Source organism: Legionella qingyii (genome assembly GCF_003990155.1).
GTDB classification, from domain to species: Bacteria; Pseudomonadota; Gammaproteobacteria; order Legionellales; family Legionellaceae; genus Legionella; species Legionella qingyii.
In genome coordinates this window covers 61359-77994 of the sequence record NZ_RZGX01000011.1, presented here as the reverse complement: position 1 = coordinate 77994, position 16636 = coordinate 61359, and the positions used below count along the sequence as shown (strand labels likewise).

Below are 16636 nucleotides of genomic sequence, written 5' to 3'. Positions count from 1 at the left end.
AGGCAGGATAACATTAAGGAATGCTTAGCCATAAGTATATACTTAAGATTAAATTTTGAACTTCTTAACAAAACCAGGACTTACGAAAAACTCCAATCTCTTTGTTAAAAAATGTTTTTAATTCGGTCATTTAGTCTATCTAAACTCCCTCATTAAAACATTTTTTGCCTCGACCTTGAGATTTTTCGTAAGTCCTGAAAACTTAAAATTATGCCAAAATACTTGTTGTGAGCACGTCCAGCTGTTTTGCATCAGGATTATGTATGCTCACTGCTGCTACAGAGGGCAAATTAAGAAAATGCTCTGCTTCTTCCCATTCAATTTCAGCTGGAAATAGCTTTAAGTGAGGAAGGCACTTATTCAATAGAGTACAAAAGGCCAGATCAGCGGGGAAGGGGCGGACGTGTGCAAAACCAAGGCTCATCGCAGCCATTGCTTCTGAAATCGTAGCGACTCCTGGTAAGTAATTGAATGAGTAAACATTTGCTGTTTGTGCAATTGCAGGTAAGTAACCAGGACTAGTAGCAAAATGAACACCTGCTTGATAGCAGTTTTCGAGTTGTTGTGTATCAATAACACCACCGGCACCAATTTTAAGAGAGGGGTATCGATCGATTGCCTGAGCTAATAATTTTTGATCTGTTGAATTAATTTCAACTAAATCGAAACCGGCTGCTTTAATTTGTTCTAACCGTTCAAACAAGAAATTGTCTACATCCAGTGATATAATCACAGATTGCTTTCCCAGTAACTTATCTAAGATCATATTGAGTCCTACGGTGATGTATTTTTTTAGTAAACTTTGGTTAAGTCACAAAGTTTAATGTTAGAAGAGTTAGTTTATATTGGCAAGTATATTTGTAATTCTCGTTTGAAGAAATTAGGGATATTAATTAGTTTTGCAGGAATGAGATACTATTATTTAAAAAGTACCCCAATCATCCAGATGGATATTCTTGAGGTACATTTTTTCTATTATGAACGGTTTAAGTATTGGATGTAGTATTAAATGGAGAAAGCGGTTGTGCCTGCTCACGCTGTGCCAATGGGCTTTCTTCACAAGTAACATTAGGCTTATAGGCTTCTTCAAATTCAGCCATATGTTTTAAGAAACTATTCATTGCTATCTCAGGAACAGGTGCTTTTTCTAACATACTCATGAGTTTTCGTTTTAATGCTTCTGGGTTAAATTTATCCAGTTCATTTTTTTGTTCTTCTGGCAAGTTTTTCTTAGCTTCATCAGTAAGAAATTTATCTAAATCTTTTTGGGCTCTTGGATCCTGTATTGTTTTAACTTTAGAAAACATGAAGCCCCAAGTAGGTTTGGGGTCATTACTTATAGTTTGTACAAAGGCAGCGGCATTAAATATCTGTGGCGATGGCGTAGGCGCAGGGGATGCCTTAGGTGATTGTGCAGCGGTTGGCATTGATGTGAGGCCTAGGCCAAACTTTTGAGTTGTGATTGTTGATCCTGGCGGCTGCATAGGTACATCAATGGCTGCTTTAAGCGCCGCTTGCTGCGCATTTGCGCGGGCAGATTGCATCAATGTAATTTGGTTTGCAACCATTAATTGTTCTGCTTTATTTACCGCAATTTTTGAACGAGTTTCTTCCTGTCGTGTTGTATTTAGTTCGACTTCTTGCTTTTTTACGTGTTGAACTACATTTTTTACACTCATAATCTCGGGTTTGGCTTTTTCAAAGCGTGCTTGGGCATTTTCTAATTTTGACGAATCATTTTTGACATCTTCCCAATTTTCTCCTTTATCAAGAAGAAAATACTTACCATCGTGTTTTACAAGTCCTTGGGCTTGATCTTTGGGAAGAGCAAATAATGCTTTGTCATAGGTTACGCCTTCAGAGTTTAACTCAGCATCAAAAAATACTTTCTCATTTCCCACTTTAGATTTGATGTCCTTTAGGCTTGCCAATTGCAGGTTTAAAGCATTTTGTTGATTCAATATCTTACGCGCTTCCTTTTCATTGCCTTTGTCTAATTCGTCAAACACACTTTGAGTCATTCTATCGATTTGTCTTTCGAGTGAGCTAATTTCCCGATCTAACATTTCTGGATCATTTTCAAAGGTTGGAGCAGATTTATCATATGCATTCAAAACATTATTATAAGTTTTATGCTTTTCATCTATGGCTATACTCTCATCTTCAAGCATACTTAGCTCATGGGTAAGGGCTTGTTCTTCTGCTTTAAGATTTTCTTGTTGTTTTTGAAAACTTCTAATGGAGCTATCATAATGCTCCAAAGTATCCTTAAGCGCATCATTGGTCTCTGGAGTCGTTTTTTTCTGAGCAGTTGGTTGATTGGGTTTTAGCATTTTCTCCTGTTGCATCTCAATTAACTCATTTTGAGCTTTTTTTGCTTCGGCTTCTTCCGCGAGCAGCCAATGAAATAGAAAACCTCTTCTTCGTTCCTGCATCGTGATTTCTTCTTGTATTTGCAGCTGCCGTTCTTCTTCAATGGCTCGCTCAAGAGCTAACTCAGTACCAATTTCATGGGTCACTGTTTCCCCTGCAGGGGATAATAAGAAGATCTTTATGTCTTCAGGATTATGTAAGCCAAATTGGCTCAGATCGATTGTAGAAGGATTAGGATCTGCTTGATTTTCAGGTGAAGAAAAACCAAGTGCTCCGCTGTCTATTTTTGATTGTATGGCAGCATCAAGTCTTTTATTTATAAGGGCGAACTCATCAGAGGTAAGATATTCTGTTAGGTTCTCTTTTGAAATTGACATAGATCTGTATCCTCTTACACCATATTAAAATTATATACGATATTGTTCAATAAATCACCAGAAACAAGTGGCTTACAAAGAGCACGTTAAATACTATAGCTGATTGTTTCCTTTTGCAAAGGGGCTTTTGAGTTACTTTTCGAATTTTTTACCGCTAATATGGGAGCATGATGAGAAATCGGCTCATGATTTTTTTCTTTTAAATAGGGTTCACTGCGTTTGTCCAGGAGAGTTTGTAAAAGACAGTGACTTTCAGAGTGTGGGATTAATTCATAACGTCTAGGGTCACTAGAATAATATTCCGCATCATCCAAAGTAGCGTGTAATTTTAGATCTTCTTTTGCAAATGCCCAATAATATAAATGACCACGTTGACTTTCTATAAACGATAACAAAGTTTGTTTTAATGTACTGGCTTGGTTATCGATCCAGTTGCAAATGGAAGTGATTCCTTTTGCACTTGTTGTAAACAAAAAACCAAATGAATGATCCCATACCTCGCCAATAGTGCAGATAATACTGCCTAATACATAGGCAAGAATACGTATTACAGGATCTAAAATGGTAAGGGCTATGCGCACAGAGAAAGAAATAAAATCCAAAATAGGCAAAATAAAGAGATTTTTCATTAATTGTAATAGTGGAAGGCACAAGGCACGAACCGTATTAATACAGAGATTGAGCAATGGATTATCAGAAAAGTGTCCGAATGGCCAGGTAAAACCATAAAGTGGTGATAATCTAAAATTGGCGATTAAATTATCTGATGGTGGTCTTGTTGCAAAGAAGAGTAATAATTCTCCTATAGCACTGATATTGCCAGGAATAGCAAGCATTTTAGTGAGTAGATTTGTAATGCCACGGAATGGTACATGAATAAATAGGGCACTAACTTCGACAAATGGAATGGTGAGTAGGGCTAGAGTAAAATCAGCAGATGCTGCAATAATTTGTTTGCTGAAACTCTTAAAAAGGAGTCCGCTTTTTTTCCAACCGTTAAGAAAACCCTCATGAAATCCATAATGATATCCTTCAAAAAATGGCGCAATACACAACTTTCCTAAAGTGACAACGCTTTTGCAAAACCATTTACAGGTACCAAGAAACCAATCATCACCAGGATGCATAATGGTATCATAAATCGCCGCGCCACCTTTTCCACCTAAAGCGGCATAATTGGTGTAAGGAAAATCCCCCATTTCATGGCCTAATGATGGAATTACTTTAGTTAATCCATAACCCAGGCTAAGTGCTAATGAAGCAATAATTGCAATCTCCGCTGGATCTTCTTTGAGGGTATTAAACGCTTCAACAAAAAATTTATCCAGATTTCCACCGGCTACGACACTTTGCCAGTAGGTCATTGATGCAGAAATCGCTTCAGAGATTGTCCCATGACTCATCCAGTGAGCTAATTTTTGTGTGGGTTCAATTCCTGCAATTAAACCATGTAAGTGTAATTTGGTTAAAATTGATTTAAGAAACTCTGGAGCAAGTACTGCACCACCGCCGTAAGTATATGCTGCCATTGCTAAAGTACCGATCAATGGATTTTGCTCACTTACATCGATGAAAAAGCTGGCGATATGTCGTATTATTTCTAAGAACCGATGACACGGATTATCATAAGCAGGGTGGCTTGGTGGATGATTGGGTCGAGCAATGATATAAGGGCTGATGCTAATCTGCTCTTTAATGAATTCTTCCAAAGTTTGGCCATTAGCTAAAAGACCTTTATTTTCCAAAGCTAATCTTAGTGAATTCCTTACTTTGCTGTTTTTGCTTTGTTGTTCTTTAAGCTCATCGGATTTTGGAATGTGTGTGTCATGAATATGATTGAAAAAATCATCACGTAGATCATGGATAATAAAGTGGCGCATACTTTTGTAGAATTTATGAAAAAACCTGGGGATACGTGAAATAAACGCATCAAGTCTGAGACTAACTCGCTCTGGTAAGTAGAGATGACGTTTACTGATTTGTCCTAAAGTATATAAATCCTGACCTTCTGGCAAAGGGTAGAAGAGCCCATCATGAACAAAATAGCGTAATCTCATTATTTTGTTTTCCTGCCTGATTAGGATAAGCTCTTCATCAGCAATAATTATCGAACTACCATGTGGTAGTCTACTGATCATTTTATCCGCTTTTTTTGGGTTTTGAGCAAGTATAGGTTTGCTGGTGCTGTTGATGCGTTTGCTGATTAGGGTTTGTAAATCGGAGTAACCTTTTTGTGGAAATCCTTGTAGCTTATAGTAGGGTGTGATTTTCGTTATAGTCAGACCGTCTAATCGTTGTACTACTTCTGTTTTGTGTTCCGGTTTCGTATCTATTGCTAGATAATTGATCCAATCATGGCCATCTCGCCATAATTTATTAAAAAATGCCGCTAGTTGTGCAAATCGATTTGCAGGGATATTGCTCAGGTTTGCTGCAGGAGATAATTTGTAATAGTCACTAATCGCTCTTAATGCATCATCCAAATCTTTGCTGCTATGCCCTATATGAAGCTCGCTATCCCACACCAGGCATGGTTGTTTTTCTTCATGATTTTTTACAACATGGCTAAAGTCCATTTGATCTTGTCGCGACACAGAATAGACACGATTAAAAGAATAATGTTGTGCCATTTTATGAGCTTCATAAAGTATGTTTCCCAAGGTGCCTTCGGATATCAGTGGTGAAGTTGCTAACAAGCGGTTTTGATCGGAACAATAGCCGATAATTTTGATCACTTGTTTTCTCAGTGCTTCATGGCCTTCGTGATCCTGACTGGTTAATCTCCGCTCTCTTTTTAGCAATTTTTTTAAAGAATCAATGCATTCATTAGCAAGCAGCAGTTTTTGTTCTTGTGCAGAAGTGAGTGGCTGGCTGTAACTTGCTGCACGTATGCGGTAGCGATGAATTTTACTAATAACATTTGCTACTAATGAAGAAGAGCGATCTCCTGGAAGCAGTTGAATTACCTCTGCCTTGTAGGTAAATAACATCAGCTGCACTGTTTTTTTATCATGATTGGCGATTAAGCGCAGCCTATCTCCCCCTGGAAGGAGGTATTCCATATTATAATGACCGTATACTACTGTTCCTGCTTCGCTGCTAAATGGACTTCCTGTTATGGTAGGCAGTGCTTGATGGCTAGAGGGTGTAATGGCTAAGGGAACGATAAGTTGAGTGTGGCCTTTCGATGTTACAAAATAAGACATTGGAACTATCCTTTGTTCACATACTGCACAGGATACTTGGTTTTTTGGTGAAATATCAAGTAGAAACACTACAAATCTGGATATTTTATAGTGTCACTGATAAAATGTTTTAAAAATAAACAGGAATATATTTTAATGATTAGTTATTGTGGTTATATCGCTTTAGTTGGCAGGCCTAATGTAGGTAAATCAACACTTCTTAATTGCATTATGCAGCAAAAAGTAAGTATTACCTCAAGAAAGCCACAAACAACTCGGCACAGTATTTTGGGGATACGTACTGAAGGTGATTATCAATTTGTTTATGTAGATACCCCTGGAATTCACCAGGGAACTAAAAAAGCAATGAATCGCATGATGAATAAAACTGCGATTAGCGTCTTGCGTGATGTTGATGTAATTGCTTTTTTAGTTGATGGAACGCATTGGCAAGAAGAAGATGAATACGTTTTGAATTTAGTAAAACAAGCCAAAGTACCTTGTATTCTAGTCGTGAATAAAGTGGATAAAATTGATGATAAAGCTCAGTTGTTACCCTGGATAGAGCAAATAAGTCAAAAACATGAATTTGCAGCAATTATTCCAATATCAGCAAAAACAGGGGTACAGGTCGATGAATTGCAAGAAAAATTGCAGAATTATTTGCCTGAGGGGCCTCATTTATTTCCAGATGATCAATTGACCGATCGGCCCATAAAATTCTTATGTGCGGAATTACTGCGTGAAAAAATTTTCCGCTTTTGCGGACAAGAATTACCTTATTCTGTTACTGTAGACATTGAATCATATAAGGATGAAGGCGCGCTCGTACGTATTCACGCACTGATTCTCGTCGATAAAGACAATCACAAACGAATGATCATTGGTGATAAGGGACAAAAATTAAAGGAAATGGCAACGAATGCGCGAGTGGATATGGAAAAACTGTTAGGTAAGAAAGTATTCTTACAGTGCTGGTGTAAGGTAAAATCAGGCTGGTCGGATGACGAGCGTATATTAAAACAATTAGGTTATGACAACTAGGACAATAGCAGCTTGGTTTTTACACAAACAATGGTCTGGGGATACCAGTGCCCAAGTCAGTTTTTTTACACGTGAGCTAGGAGTTATACAATGCCTTTACAAGGGCGGGCGTACCCCTAAAAAGCAAGCCCTTTTGCAACCTTTTACTCCGTTATGGATCAATCTTGTCGAGCGCCGTGAGCGATATTATGCACAAACTGTTGAAAGTACCTCGCCATCACTTCAACTATCAGGCGGCTCACTTTTCGCAGGTTTATATATAAACGAAATTCTTTATTATGCGCTAAGTCGCAATTATTCTGACTCGACATTATTTGATGCTTATTTGTTTACTTTAAATGGCCTTACGTTGGCAAAGGAACGATTAGTTATTGAAGCCTTATTAAGGCGTTTTGAGTGGGCTTTACTTCATGCATGTGGTTATTCCTTTTCATTAACACAGGAAGCGAGAACAGCAAATTTGATTGTCCCTGATTCGTGTTACCAATTTGTCGCAGGCGAAGGTTTTATTCCTGGCAGCAAGGGAATTCCGGGGGAGCATATTCTTGCTTTGGCACAAAATAACTTAAATGAGGTCCTCTATCTTAAATCAGCAAAAATGATTATGCGTCAAGCGATAGATCATCTTCTGGGTGGACGAGAGATTAAGACAAGGGCTTTGTATCTTGCCGAAGTGAAATAAAGAGTTGGAGGCAGGAGTTTGATTGCATGGATTTTTACTGCATTTAACTGATCTAACGAATATTTATGTTTTCAAGCAACTTGAGTTTAGGCCAGAATGGACTTTATACTCTTTATTTTATGTGTAAGGTGTAGAATGAAGAAGCCAATACTATTGGGTGTCAATATTGATCATATAGCTACTGTGCGACAGGCACGTGGTACCCGTTATCCTGATCCTGTCCAAGCAGCTATGGATGCGGAGGAAGCAGGTGCTGATGGTATTACTCTGCATATGAGAGAAGATCTAAGACATATTCAAGCTCGTGATGTGCGTTTGATTAAACAAGTCTTGCAAACACGAATGAATCTTGAATTGGCAGTTACCGATGCCATGCTTGATTTTGCAGAAGAAATTTCACCCGAGCATACTTGTTTGGTTCCAGAAAAACGTGAGGAATTAACCACAGAAGGGGGGCTGGATGTAATAACGCACCAGAAATCAGTAGAACATGCAGTGCGACGCTTGCAATCCATGGGTAGTGAGGTATCTTTATTTATTGACCCAGATCATGTGCAGATTAAAGCTGCAGCAGATATTGGTGCCCCTGTGATTGAATTGCATACTGGTTGTTATGCTGATGCTACTGATGTTGAGCAGCAGCAGTATGAATTAGCGCGAATTAAAAACGCTGCGGAGTATGCAGCCAGTTTAAATTTGATTGTTAATGCAGGTCATGGTCTTAATTATCATAATGTACAACCTATAGCGTCTATAAAAGAATTACATGAACTTAACATAGGCCATGCAATTATTGCCCGAGCTTTATTTTGTGGTATGAAAGAGGCAGTAAGACACATGCGTCAACTAATGCAGGAAGCAAGACTTTATGTCAACATCTGACGTCATTGTTATTCGTATTACTGGGGATTCAGGCGATGGTGTGCAATTAGTGGGGGAACAACTCACCATTAGTGCGGCACTTACCGGTCGTGATGTGCGGACTTTACCTGATTTTCCTGCAGAAATTCGGGCCCCCGCAGGTACTGTAGGGGGAGTTTCTGGTTTTCAACTGGCGATGGCCGAGCATGCTATTTTTACCGCGGGTGAATCGCTTGATGTGCTTGTTGCATTAAATCCAGCCGCATTAAAAAATTCCCTGCAACATCTGAATCAAGGCGGTTTACTGATTATCAATGAAGACAGTTATCAGGAAAAAGATTGGCAAAAAGCGGGAATGGATAAGAGTTTTCTCGATAATTGTGCCGAACATTATCAAATTGTTTCATTTCCTTTAATCACCCAAACCTTGCAAGCCGTATCTTCGCTTGATTTGACTAAACCTCAAGCTACAAAAACCAAAAACTTTTATGTTTTGGGTTTGGTTTTATGGTTATTTGATTTGCCAACTGCTGCATGCGAAGCGTTTATTGCTAAAAAATTCAAAGCGAATGCTGTTGTTGCTAAAGCCAATCAATTGGCTTTATTAGCCGGATACAATTATGCAATGACTTTAGAGTTAACTCGCCGAGATTATATGCTAGGTGAAGTTAATCGAGGTGCGGGAGAATATCGGCAAATTACAGGTGTTGAAGCAGTAGGTTTAGCACTTGCTACCCTGGCTACTTCCACACAAGTACCAATGTTAGTTTCGGGGTATCCGATTACGCCTTCTTCAGCAATCCTCCATGAATGTGCACGATTATCTGATTTTGGAGTGCAACTTCTTCAAGCCGAAGATGAAATTGCTGCGATCTGTGCTTGTATTGGAGCTGCATATGGTGGGAGATTGGCTTTAACTACAACTTCAGGACCTGGATTAGATCTAAAAAGTGAAAGTTTAGGTCTGGCCGTAGTGGCTGAATTACCTTTAGTCTTGCTTGATGTTCAACGCGCAGGCGCTTCTACCGGTTTACCAACGAAAACAAGTCAAAGTGATTTACGACAGGCACTTTATGGACGTCATGGTGAAGCACCCTTGCCGGTATTAGCCGCGCAATCTGCCGCAGATTGTTTTAATACGGTTTTAGAAGCATTTTATTTAGCGATTAAGTATATGACTCCAGTAATTGTATTATTGGATGCTTATCTGGCAAATGCTGCTGAGCCTTGGAAAATTCCTGAGGTATCTTCTTTAAAATTACCGCAAATTGAATTTAACCGTTTTCCAAAACCATTTACTCGGGATGAGTTTTTAAGTCGAAGTTGGAATAAGCCAGGGACTCCGGGGTACATTCATCAATTGGGGGGCTTGGAAAAACAAGGTGAAGATGGCCGTGTCAGCTATGATGCGGAAAATCACCAAAAAATGGTACATTTACGTCAGCAGAAAATCAATGGAATTGCGCAGGAGTATACGCCCTTGACCGTTGAAGGGGATGCTAATGCACCAATCATTTTAATTGGCTGGGGCAGTACGTATGGCAGTTTAAAGTCAGCAGTTTTGCAATGTTTGGAACAAGGGGTGGCGATCGCTTACGTGCATTTACGTCATCTGAATCCATTGCCTAATGATTTAGGCCCTATTTTGAAAAAATACGATAAGGTATTTGTCGCCGAATTAAACTCTGGACAATTATGCCAAGTTATTCGCGCTACTTATTTGGTTGATGCACAAGTAATTAGTCAATCGAATGGCCAGCCTTTTACTGTCAGTCATCTGGTGAACATTATAAAAGCGGAAGCTAACTATGAACAACAACTATAAACGCGAAGATTTTGCTAATGCAAATGAAGTTCGCTGGTGTCCAGGCTGTGGTGATTATGCAATTTTGATGGCCTTGCAAAAAATGTTGCCTGATTTGGGGTTACCACCAGAACAGCATGTCTTTATTTCCGGAATAGGTTGTGCAGGCCGATTGCCTTATTACATGAACACTTATGGCTTTCATACCATTCATGGTCGAGCAACTGCGGTTGCAACAGGATTAAAAGCGCTGAGGGATGATCTGTGTGTGTGGGTAATTACTGGAGATGGGGATGCTTTAAGTATTGGTGGTAATCATCTGATCCATATTTTACGCCGTAATGTAAACGTGAATATTTTATTATTTAATAATCAGGTATATGGATTAACTAAAGGACAATTTTCACCTACTTCACAGAAAGGCCAAGTGACTAAAACCTCGCCAAGAGGGGTGGCTAATGAACCAGTGAATCCACTTACTTTGGCTTTAGCTGCGGGTGCTAGTTTTATAGCTCGAGCAGTAGACAAAGACCCCATTCATTTGGGAACCATATTAAAGAAAGCGCAGGAACACCAAGGCTGTTCTTTTGTGGAAATTTATCAGGATTGTAATATTTTCAATCATGGTGCTTTTGACGAGTTTGCGCTTAAAAGCAATCGCGCCGAGAACACGGTGATATTGGAAGAAGGACAACCTTTGCTTTATGGTGCGCAAAAAGAGAAAGCATTGCATGTAAAGGGAGAAGAGTTCACCAGCGTTTCTGCAGAAGATGTCGGTATTTATCGACATGATCCAAGTAACTTTGCTGTGGCGATGCGACTTGCTTCTTTATCTTTTCCTGATTATCCAGTTCCTTTGGGTGTGTATTATCAAAAAACTCGGGATTTGTTTACTCTACCTCAAGAAGTAAAAAAGACTGCAAATGACTTACCTGATCTATTCAGGGCAAAAGCCACTTGGCAACAGAGTTAAGCTCATAGCTTGGATGAAGGCACAAGACGTACCCCGGGAATTTATTACGGAATCTTCTACGCATCTCTGAAAACCAGTCTATTTCTATTCAAACGTCCCGTGGTTTGATCCTGAGAGATGGTCACTTTTTTGGACCATCTTTCAGGCATAAAGCGCGAAACGTAGACTAATGAAGCAATTGTCAACAGATCTTAATATCATGAGCAGTTATTTTAATAACAGCCAACACTCTGTAAGCAGCTCTGTTTCAGCCACTTCATGGTCAAAGTTGTAATAGCAAAATATACAGGGTAAGTCACCTAACTGTTCACCCGAATTAGGTAACCAGTCACGATATAAACTATAGACAGTGTCCCCAATGGCATCTCGTGAACCCTTATGTACTGCCACAGCATAACGTCCTGCAGGGAGATACTTTTCAATGATATGCCCTTCAATTTTTATTTGCTCTGGTACAGTAATTCCTAAGTCAAAACGAAAATCTGCAGGATTGGTTACTTTCGGGTCGTCATAAGCAAATCCAAACGCTTCCCCTGCTTTTGGTTTTAGGTTTATTGATTGAGATTTTGCCCAATGAATTAACTTATTGACACTCTCGCCCAATGTTGCAGGTGAACCTCGATGTTCAAATACCGCCAAACGTTTCGCTGGTATATCTTTGATTAATACATTCATGTTGATATTACCTTGTTTCGGCAAAAAATACGGTGGATTTTCCCAAGAACCCCAATTTGAATGCAATCTAAATTCACTTGGGCTCAGACCACAAGCTTGTTTAAACACACGAGTAAAGGCTTCATGGGATTCGAATCCCGCATTTATTGCAATTTCAAGAATGGTTTTATCCTTATTAACAATTAATTGATGGGCTGCCCGTTTTAGGCGAAGCCAACGAATATACTGTTGTAGTGATAGACCTGTATAAGCAGTAAATAAACGATGAAAATGATATTTAGAAAAGCAGGCAATCTTGCTTAATTGCACCAAATCAAGCTTTTCATCAAGATGTTTGCCAATAAACTCAATTACTTTTTCTAATTGGTACTTATAATTCATACTTTTCTCAACTTTAAGTCATCAATTTATTTACACAAGTAATGCTATCGTATTTTGGAAAGAATGCTTTGACCATTTTTGCTAACTTGAACAAACAAGAAATTGGTGACAGGAACGCTCGGGTTACATTCCTTTTCACCCACGTTTATATTGAAGCAGTTTGCGATTTCGGACTTAACCTAGCCACTAAAAAAAATCCCGGCAAAAACTTAACCGGGATTCAGGTAGAGGAGAACGATAACTAGTCGCGGCCTGAAAATGCACTTAGTATATTGAGCAAGCTGACGAACAAGTTATAAATTGATACAAAAAGGCCTACTGTAGCCGAAATGTAATTCGTTTCACCTTCATGAATAATTGCACTCGTTTGCATGAGAATTAATCCTGAAGAAATAAGTATAAAAATAGCTGAAATGACTAATTGTAAGGCGGGCATCTGAATGAAAATTCCTGCTATCATTGCTAATAAAGCAACCATTACACCAACAAAAAGAAATCCACCTAAGAAACTAAAGTCTTTTTTAGTCGTTAATGCGTAACCGGATAATGCAAAGAAAATGATCCCTGTACCACCTAAGGCAGTTGCAATTATTTGTGGGCCGTTAGTAAAGTGGCTGATATAAAAATTAAGCACAGGACCTAAGGTATAACCCAGGAATCCAGTGAAGGCAAAAACACTGACTAGTCCCCAAACGCTATTTCGTAATGCTTGAGTCAAAAACATTAAACCATAAACGCCGACTATCATCAGAATAGGGTTCATAGGGCGTGCGCCACTTGTAAGAGATAAAACTGCCATACCTGCACTGAACAAGAATGTCAGACTTAGTAATAGATAGGTGTTACGCAGTACTTTATTGCTCGAAAGCGCAGATTCATGGCTTCGCGTAAGTATAGTGACATTATTTCGGTTCATTGTTTAGAGCTCCTCTATTTTTATATTAAGTCTAGCATATCTATGGGGCAGTTTCCCATATTTCAAGTTTAAAACGAATTATTTTTGTTTTGAGGTTCTACAGTACTATAGTAGTATTATAAATAAATTTTGATAGAACAAGTAGAGTGGTTATTGCCGTTCTGATTATCGTAAACAGGAAGAGTTCGTAGGCATCCGGGTTAACCGATTCATATCACTAATCAGGGTTTGGCGGTGCGCCATATACTCAGGTTATGGAAAAATTTCGACATTTTTGATGTCCTAAATTTTAGGATTTATTATGGCACGGGCAGCATTAGTACAAATGGTTTCTTCAGCAGATGTCGCTGACAACTTGCAACAAGTAGAAAAATTAATGATCCACGCTCGTGAAGAGCAAGCTGAGCTAGTAGTATTGCCTGAAAATTTTGCGTTCATGGGATTTCATGAAACAGATAAATTACAGATTGGCGAAGTGTATGGAGACGGTCCCATCCAACAAAAAATGAGTCAATTGGCAAAAAAATTAGGTTTGTGGGTAATTGCCGGGACTATACCTCTTAAAAGTTCAGGTTCCAAAGTACGCGCCAGTTGCCTGGTATATGATGCACAAGGCAAGTGTGTAGCTCGTTATGATAAGATTCATTTATTTGATGTGAACGTCTCATCAAATGAAGCATACCAAGAGTCAATGTCCATTGAACGCGGGCATGAGCTGGCTCTTGTTGACACTCCAGTTGGAAAAATAGGATTAACGGTTTGTTATGATGTACGTTTCCCAGAGCTGTATCAACAGTTGATGTTGCAAGGAGCGCAGTTATTTACGGTTCCTTCTGCATTTACGACCATCACAGGTGTGGCGCACTGGGAGGTATTATTACTAGCAAGAGCCATAGAAAATTTATGTTACGTCTTGGCAGCAAATCAAGGGGGGAGACATGAAAATGGACGAAGTACTTTTGGTCATAGCATGATTGTTGATCCTTGGGGAAAAGTACTTTCTCAAAAAGAAATGGGTACTGGAGTAGTGACAGCAGATATTGATTTAGAAAATCAAAGGGAAATACGCCGAAAATTCCCCTGTATAGAACATCATGTATTAAACTTATAAAGTAGATACTATTTTTTGATAACAAAAACCAATAGACACTATTTTTATTTATTTAAGGTAATTAAATGACAGAAGCCCTTACTACAGCAAAAAAGATTTTACTAGCTCCTGCAGCACTGGATGAAACGGGTATAGAAAAATTATTTAAAACGATGATGCATCATCATATTGATGATGCAGATCTTTATTTTCAAAGTTGCAGTTATGAATCTTGGTATTTGGAAGATTCGGTAGTGAAAAGCGGGAGCTATTCCCTAGATAGAGGAGTAGGGATTCGCGCGGTTAGTGGTGATAAAACAGGATTTGCTTATTGTGATGACATTTTATTACCTTCAATGTTGCGAGCTGCCGATGCAGCACGTTCTATTGCACTGACTGGCTCCAAACCAACTCAATCCATCCAGGTAAAAGGAGCGGCTGTAAGTCGCTACCAAGGTTTAAATCCAATTGAGGGCATGAGCAAGCAAGAAAAAATTGCTTTATTAGAAGCAATTGATAAAGAAGCTCGTCGAATTGATCCTCGTGTAATTCAGGTTAATGCTTCATTAAGCGGCTGCTATGAAGTTGTGATGGTTGCTGGAATGCACGGACAGATGATCGCTGATGTTAGACCGCTGGTGAGTATCAACGTAAGCGTTATCGTAGAAGACAAAAATGGAAGAAGGGAATCTGCACGCTCTGGTGGCGGTGGCAGGGTACCTTATTCTTACTTTCATGAAAAAGAAAATGCCTTAAGTTATGCTCGTGAAGCGGTACGTGAGGCTTTGATTAATCTGGAAGCACAACCTGCACCAGCAGGAACAATGCCTGTGGTTTTGGGTCCGGGGTGGCCGGGTGTTTTATTGCATGAAGCTGTAGGACATGGTTTGGAAGGAGATTTTAATCGCAAAGGATTATCTGCATTTTCTGGCCGTATTGGTCAACAAGTCGCAGCACCAGGAGTTACTGTAGTTGATGATGGTACTTTGAAAGACAGACGTGGTTCCATAACCATAGATGATGAGGGAACTCCATCTCAGTGCACCACCTTGATTGAGAATGGTGTTTTGGTGAATTACATGCAAGACAAACTAAACGCCAAATTGATGGGTATGAAATCTACGGGTAACTGTCGTCGTGAGTCTTATGCACATGTACCTATGCCCAGGATGACTAATACCTATATGTTGGCAGGACAGCATGACCCTGAAGAAATTATTCGTTCTGTACAACGTGGTTTATACGCAGTTAATTTTGGTGGTGGTCAAGTTGATATTACCTCAGGCCAATTTGTATTTTCTGCAAGCGAAGCATATCTCATTGAGAATGGAAAAATTACTGCACCAGTCAAAGGGGCCACACTGATTGGCAATGGACCGGATGTGATGAAAAAAATCAGCATGATTGGAAATGATTTGGGATTGGATCGGGGAATAGGTGTTTGCGGTAAAGACGGACAATCCGTTCCAGTCGGAGTGGGACAACCTACTTTGAAAATCGATGCATTGACAGTAGGTGGAACAAGTTAAATCGGGTCTTTAGCAGCCTGGGTGAAGTGAAAGCGGAACCCGGGTTTTGCCAAGAGAAATTCTCCCTGGGTTCGGCTTTGCCTTCACGCCCTATTCACTGAATGGCTTTATTTGGTACCTCTTGCGCGCGAATAATAAAGCCTGACATACTGATGTATGCTACATTTAACCTCTCAAACCAGCAGGAATATGAACACTGATGGAGTTGTTGGATTGGGCTTGCACAGTGCCTCCCATACCATTAGTTACAGTGTAAGCTACGGTAAATCTTGGATCTACAGGATTATTGCTTTGATAACTACAAATGATGTTTCCCGACGCACTGTTATAAGTAACTGAATCATTAACGTAGTTTATTAAATTAGCGGGAACATCTTGAACCGAGCCGGTTGAACGAAAGTATACTTGCAGTGTTTGGGATAATACGTATTCTACGCCATAGCCACCTATATAGTTTCCAAAATGAGTTACAGCGTTTGGTCCTTGAGTAGCAGGGCAATAAACATTAATATCATATGCAGTGGGATCCGCCATTGCAATTCCAGGAACGAAACTTGAAAGCAATAACAATGAGCTTAAAGAAAAATTCTTAATCATAATAGTTCCTTCTATATTAATTAAAAAATGATGACTTGTATTATATTGACCAATTAGATTGTCAATTAATTGATTTGGGCTGTCAATGAAAACGATCTAGGGGTTTACCTGATTGTCTTACAAAAATGGAACATCCAATTTCTTGCAGT

At 39.2% G+C, this 16636-nt stretch carries 13 protein-coding genes; 7 read left to right on the top strand and 6 right to left on the bottom strand.

What is annotated here, in order from left to right; translation table 11 throughout:
- Positions 1 to 208: 208 nt before the first annotated feature.
- The 3 genes from ELY20_RS09480 to ELY20_RS09470 form a co-directional block, all read right to left on the bottom strand.
- A complete protein-coding gene (locus ELY20_RS09480; protein ID WP_110142461.1) occupies positions 209 to 766 on the bottom strand; it encodes a bifunctional 4-hydroxy-2-oxoglutarate aldolase/2-dehydro-3-deoxy-phosphogluconate aldolase in 558 nt (185 codons plus the stop codon).
- Between the two features lie 220 nt (positions 767 to 986).
- Positions 987 to 2750 (bottom strand): hypothetical protein, encoded by a 1764-nt coding sequence (locus ELY20_RS09475; RefSeq protein ID WP_110142460.1) that lies wholly within the window; start codon positions 2748 to 2750, stop codon positions 987 to 989.
- Between the two features lie 86 nt (positions 2751 to 2836).
- Positions 2837 to 5956, bottom strand: coding sequence for a hypothetical protein (locus ELY20_RS09470; RefSeq protein WP_110142459.1), 3120 nt, complete (start codon positions 5954 to 5956; stop codon positions 2837 to 2839).
- Between the two features lie 135 nt (positions 5957 to 6091).
- On the opposite strand from ELY20_RS09470, the gene era reads away from it, so the two are divergent.
- The 5 genes from era (at position 6092) to ELY20_RS09445 (ending at position 11299) form a co-directional block, all read left to right on the top strand.
- Positions 6092 to 6979, top strand: a complete 888-nt coding sequence (gene era / locus ELY20_RS09465; protein ID WP_165831599.1) for a GTPase Era — start codon at positions 6092 to 6094, stop codon at positions 6977 to 6979.
- Complete coding sequence (gene recO, locus ELY20_RS09460) at positions 6969 to 7661, top strand: DNA repair protein RecO (RefSeq protein ID WP_110142457.1); 693 nt, start codon at positions 6969 to 6971, stop codon at positions 7659 to 7661. The genes era and recO overlap by 11 nt, the downstream gene beginning before the upstream one ends.
- 135 nt (positions 7662 to 7796) lie before the next feature.
- Positions 7797 to 8543, top strand: coding sequence for a pyridoxine 5'-phosphate synthase (pdxJ, locus tag ELY20_RS09455; RefSeq protein ID WP_110142456.1), 747 nt, complete (start codon positions 7797 to 7799; stop codon positions 8541 to 8543).
- The gene (locus ELY20_RS09450; protein ID WP_110142455.1) at positions 8530 to 10347 is read left to right on the top strand and encodes a 2-oxoacid:acceptor oxidoreductase subunit alpha; all 1818 of its coding nucleotides are present in this window, start codon (positions 8530 to 8532) and stop codon (positions 10345 to 10347) included. The genes pdxJ and ELY20_RS09450 overlap by 14 nt, the downstream gene beginning before the upstream one ends.
- Entirely contained in the window at positions 10331 to 11299 is a 969-nt protein-coding gene (locus ELY20_RS09445) for a 2-oxoacid:ferredoxin oxidoreductase subunit beta (protein ID WP_110142454.1), read from the top strand. Before ELY20_RS09450 ends, ELY20_RS09445 begins: the two co-directional genes overlap by 17 nt.
- Before the next feature lie 207 nt (positions 11300 to 11506).
- On the opposite strand, the gene ELY20_RS09440 is transcribed toward ELY20_RS09445, so the two are convergent.
- Complete coding sequence (locus tag ELY20_RS09440) at positions 11507 to 12355, bottom strand: AraC family transcriptional regulator (RefSeq protein WP_110142453.1); 849 nt, start codon at positions 12353 to 12355, stop codon at positions 11507 to 11509.
- Positions 12356 to 12596: 241 nt separating this feature from the next.
- Complete coding sequence (locus tag ELY20_RS09435; RefSeq protein ID WP_110142452.1) at positions 12597 to 13271, bottom strand: Bax inhibitor-1/YccA family protein; 675 nt, start codon at positions 13269 to 13271, stop codon at positions 12597 to 12599.
- Positions 13272 to 13572: 301 nt separating this feature from the next.
- Between ELY20_RS09435 and ELY20_RS09430 the strand changes: the two genes are divergently transcribed.
- Positions 13573 to 14382: a carbon-nitrogen hydrolase family protein gene (locus ELY20_RS09430; RefSeq protein WP_110142451.1), complete on the top strand. Its 810-nt coding sequence runs from the start codon at positions 13573 to 13575 to the stop codon at positions 14380 to 14382.
- Positions 14383 to 14447: 65 nt separating this feature from the next.
- Positions 14448 to 15890: a metalloprotease TldD gene (tldD, locus tag ELY20_RS09425; RefSeq protein ID WP_110142450.1), complete on the top strand. Its 1443-nt coding sequence runs from the start codon at positions 14448 to 14450 to the stop codon at positions 15888 to 15890.
- A gap of 165 nt (positions 15891 to 16055) precedes the next feature.
- Here the strand turns inward: tldD and ELY20_RS09420 are convergent, their stop codons facing one another.
- Positions 16056 to 16487, bottom strand: a complete 432-nt coding sequence (locus tag ELY20_RS09420) for a hypothetical protein (RefSeq protein WP_110142449.1) — start codon at positions 16485 to 16487, stop codon at positions 16056 to 16058.
- Positions 16488 to 16636: the final 149 nt, after the last annotated feature.

Excerpts from the sequence above, each read along its gene's own strand:
- ELY20_RS09480 (WP_110142461.1), bottom strand. The coding sequence starts at position 766 with ATGATCTTAGATAAGTTACTGGGAAAGCAATCTGTGATTATATCACTG.
- ELY20_RS09475 (WP_110142460.1), bottom strand. The coding sequence starts at position 2,750 with ATGTCAATTTCAAAAGAGAACCTAACAGAATATCTTACCTCTGATGAG.
- ELY20_RS09470 (WP_110142459.1), bottom strand. The coding sequence starts at position 5,956 with ATGTCTTATTTTGTAACATCGAAAGGCCACACTCAACTTATCGTTCCC.
- era (WP_165831599.1), top strand. The coding sequence starts at position 6,092 with ATGATTAGTTATTGTGGTTATATCGCTTTAGTTGGCAGGCCTAATGTA.
- recO (WP_110142457.1), top strand. The coding sequence starts at position 6,969 with ATGACAACTAGGACAATAGCAGCTTGGTTTTTACACAAACAATGGTCT.
- pdxJ (WP_110142456.1), top strand. The coding sequence starts at position 7,797 with ATGAAGAAGCCAATACTATTGGGTGTCAATATTGATCATATAGCTACT.
- ELY20_RS09450 (WP_110142455.1), top strand. The coding sequence starts at position 8,530 with ATGTCAACATCTGACGTCATTGTTATTCGTATTACTGGGGATTCAGGC.
- ELY20_RS09445 (WP_110142454.1), top strand. The coding sequence starts at position 10,331 with ATGAACAACAACTATAAACGCGAAGATTTTGCTAATGCAAATGAAGTT.
- ELY20_RS09440 (WP_110142453.1), bottom strand. The coding sequence starts at position 12,355 with ATGAATTATAAGTACCAATTAGAAAAAGTAATTGAGTTTATTGGCAAA.
- ELY20_RS09435 (WP_110142452.1), bottom strand. The coding sequence starts at position 13,271 with ATGAACCGAAATAATGTCACTATACTTACGCGAAGCCATGAATCTGCG.
- ELY20_RS09430 (WP_110142451.1), top strand. The coding sequence starts at position 13,573 with ATGGCACGGGCAGCATTAGTACAAATGGTTTCTTCAGCAGATGTCGCT.
- tldD (WP_110142450.1), top strand. The coding sequence starts at position 14,448 with ATGACAGAAGCCCTTACTACAGCAAAAAAGATTTTACTAGCTCCTGCA.
- ELY20_RS09420 (WP_110142449.1), bottom strand. The coding sequence starts at position 16,487 with ATGATTAAGAATTTTTCTTTAAGCTCATTGTTATTGCTTTCAAGTTTC.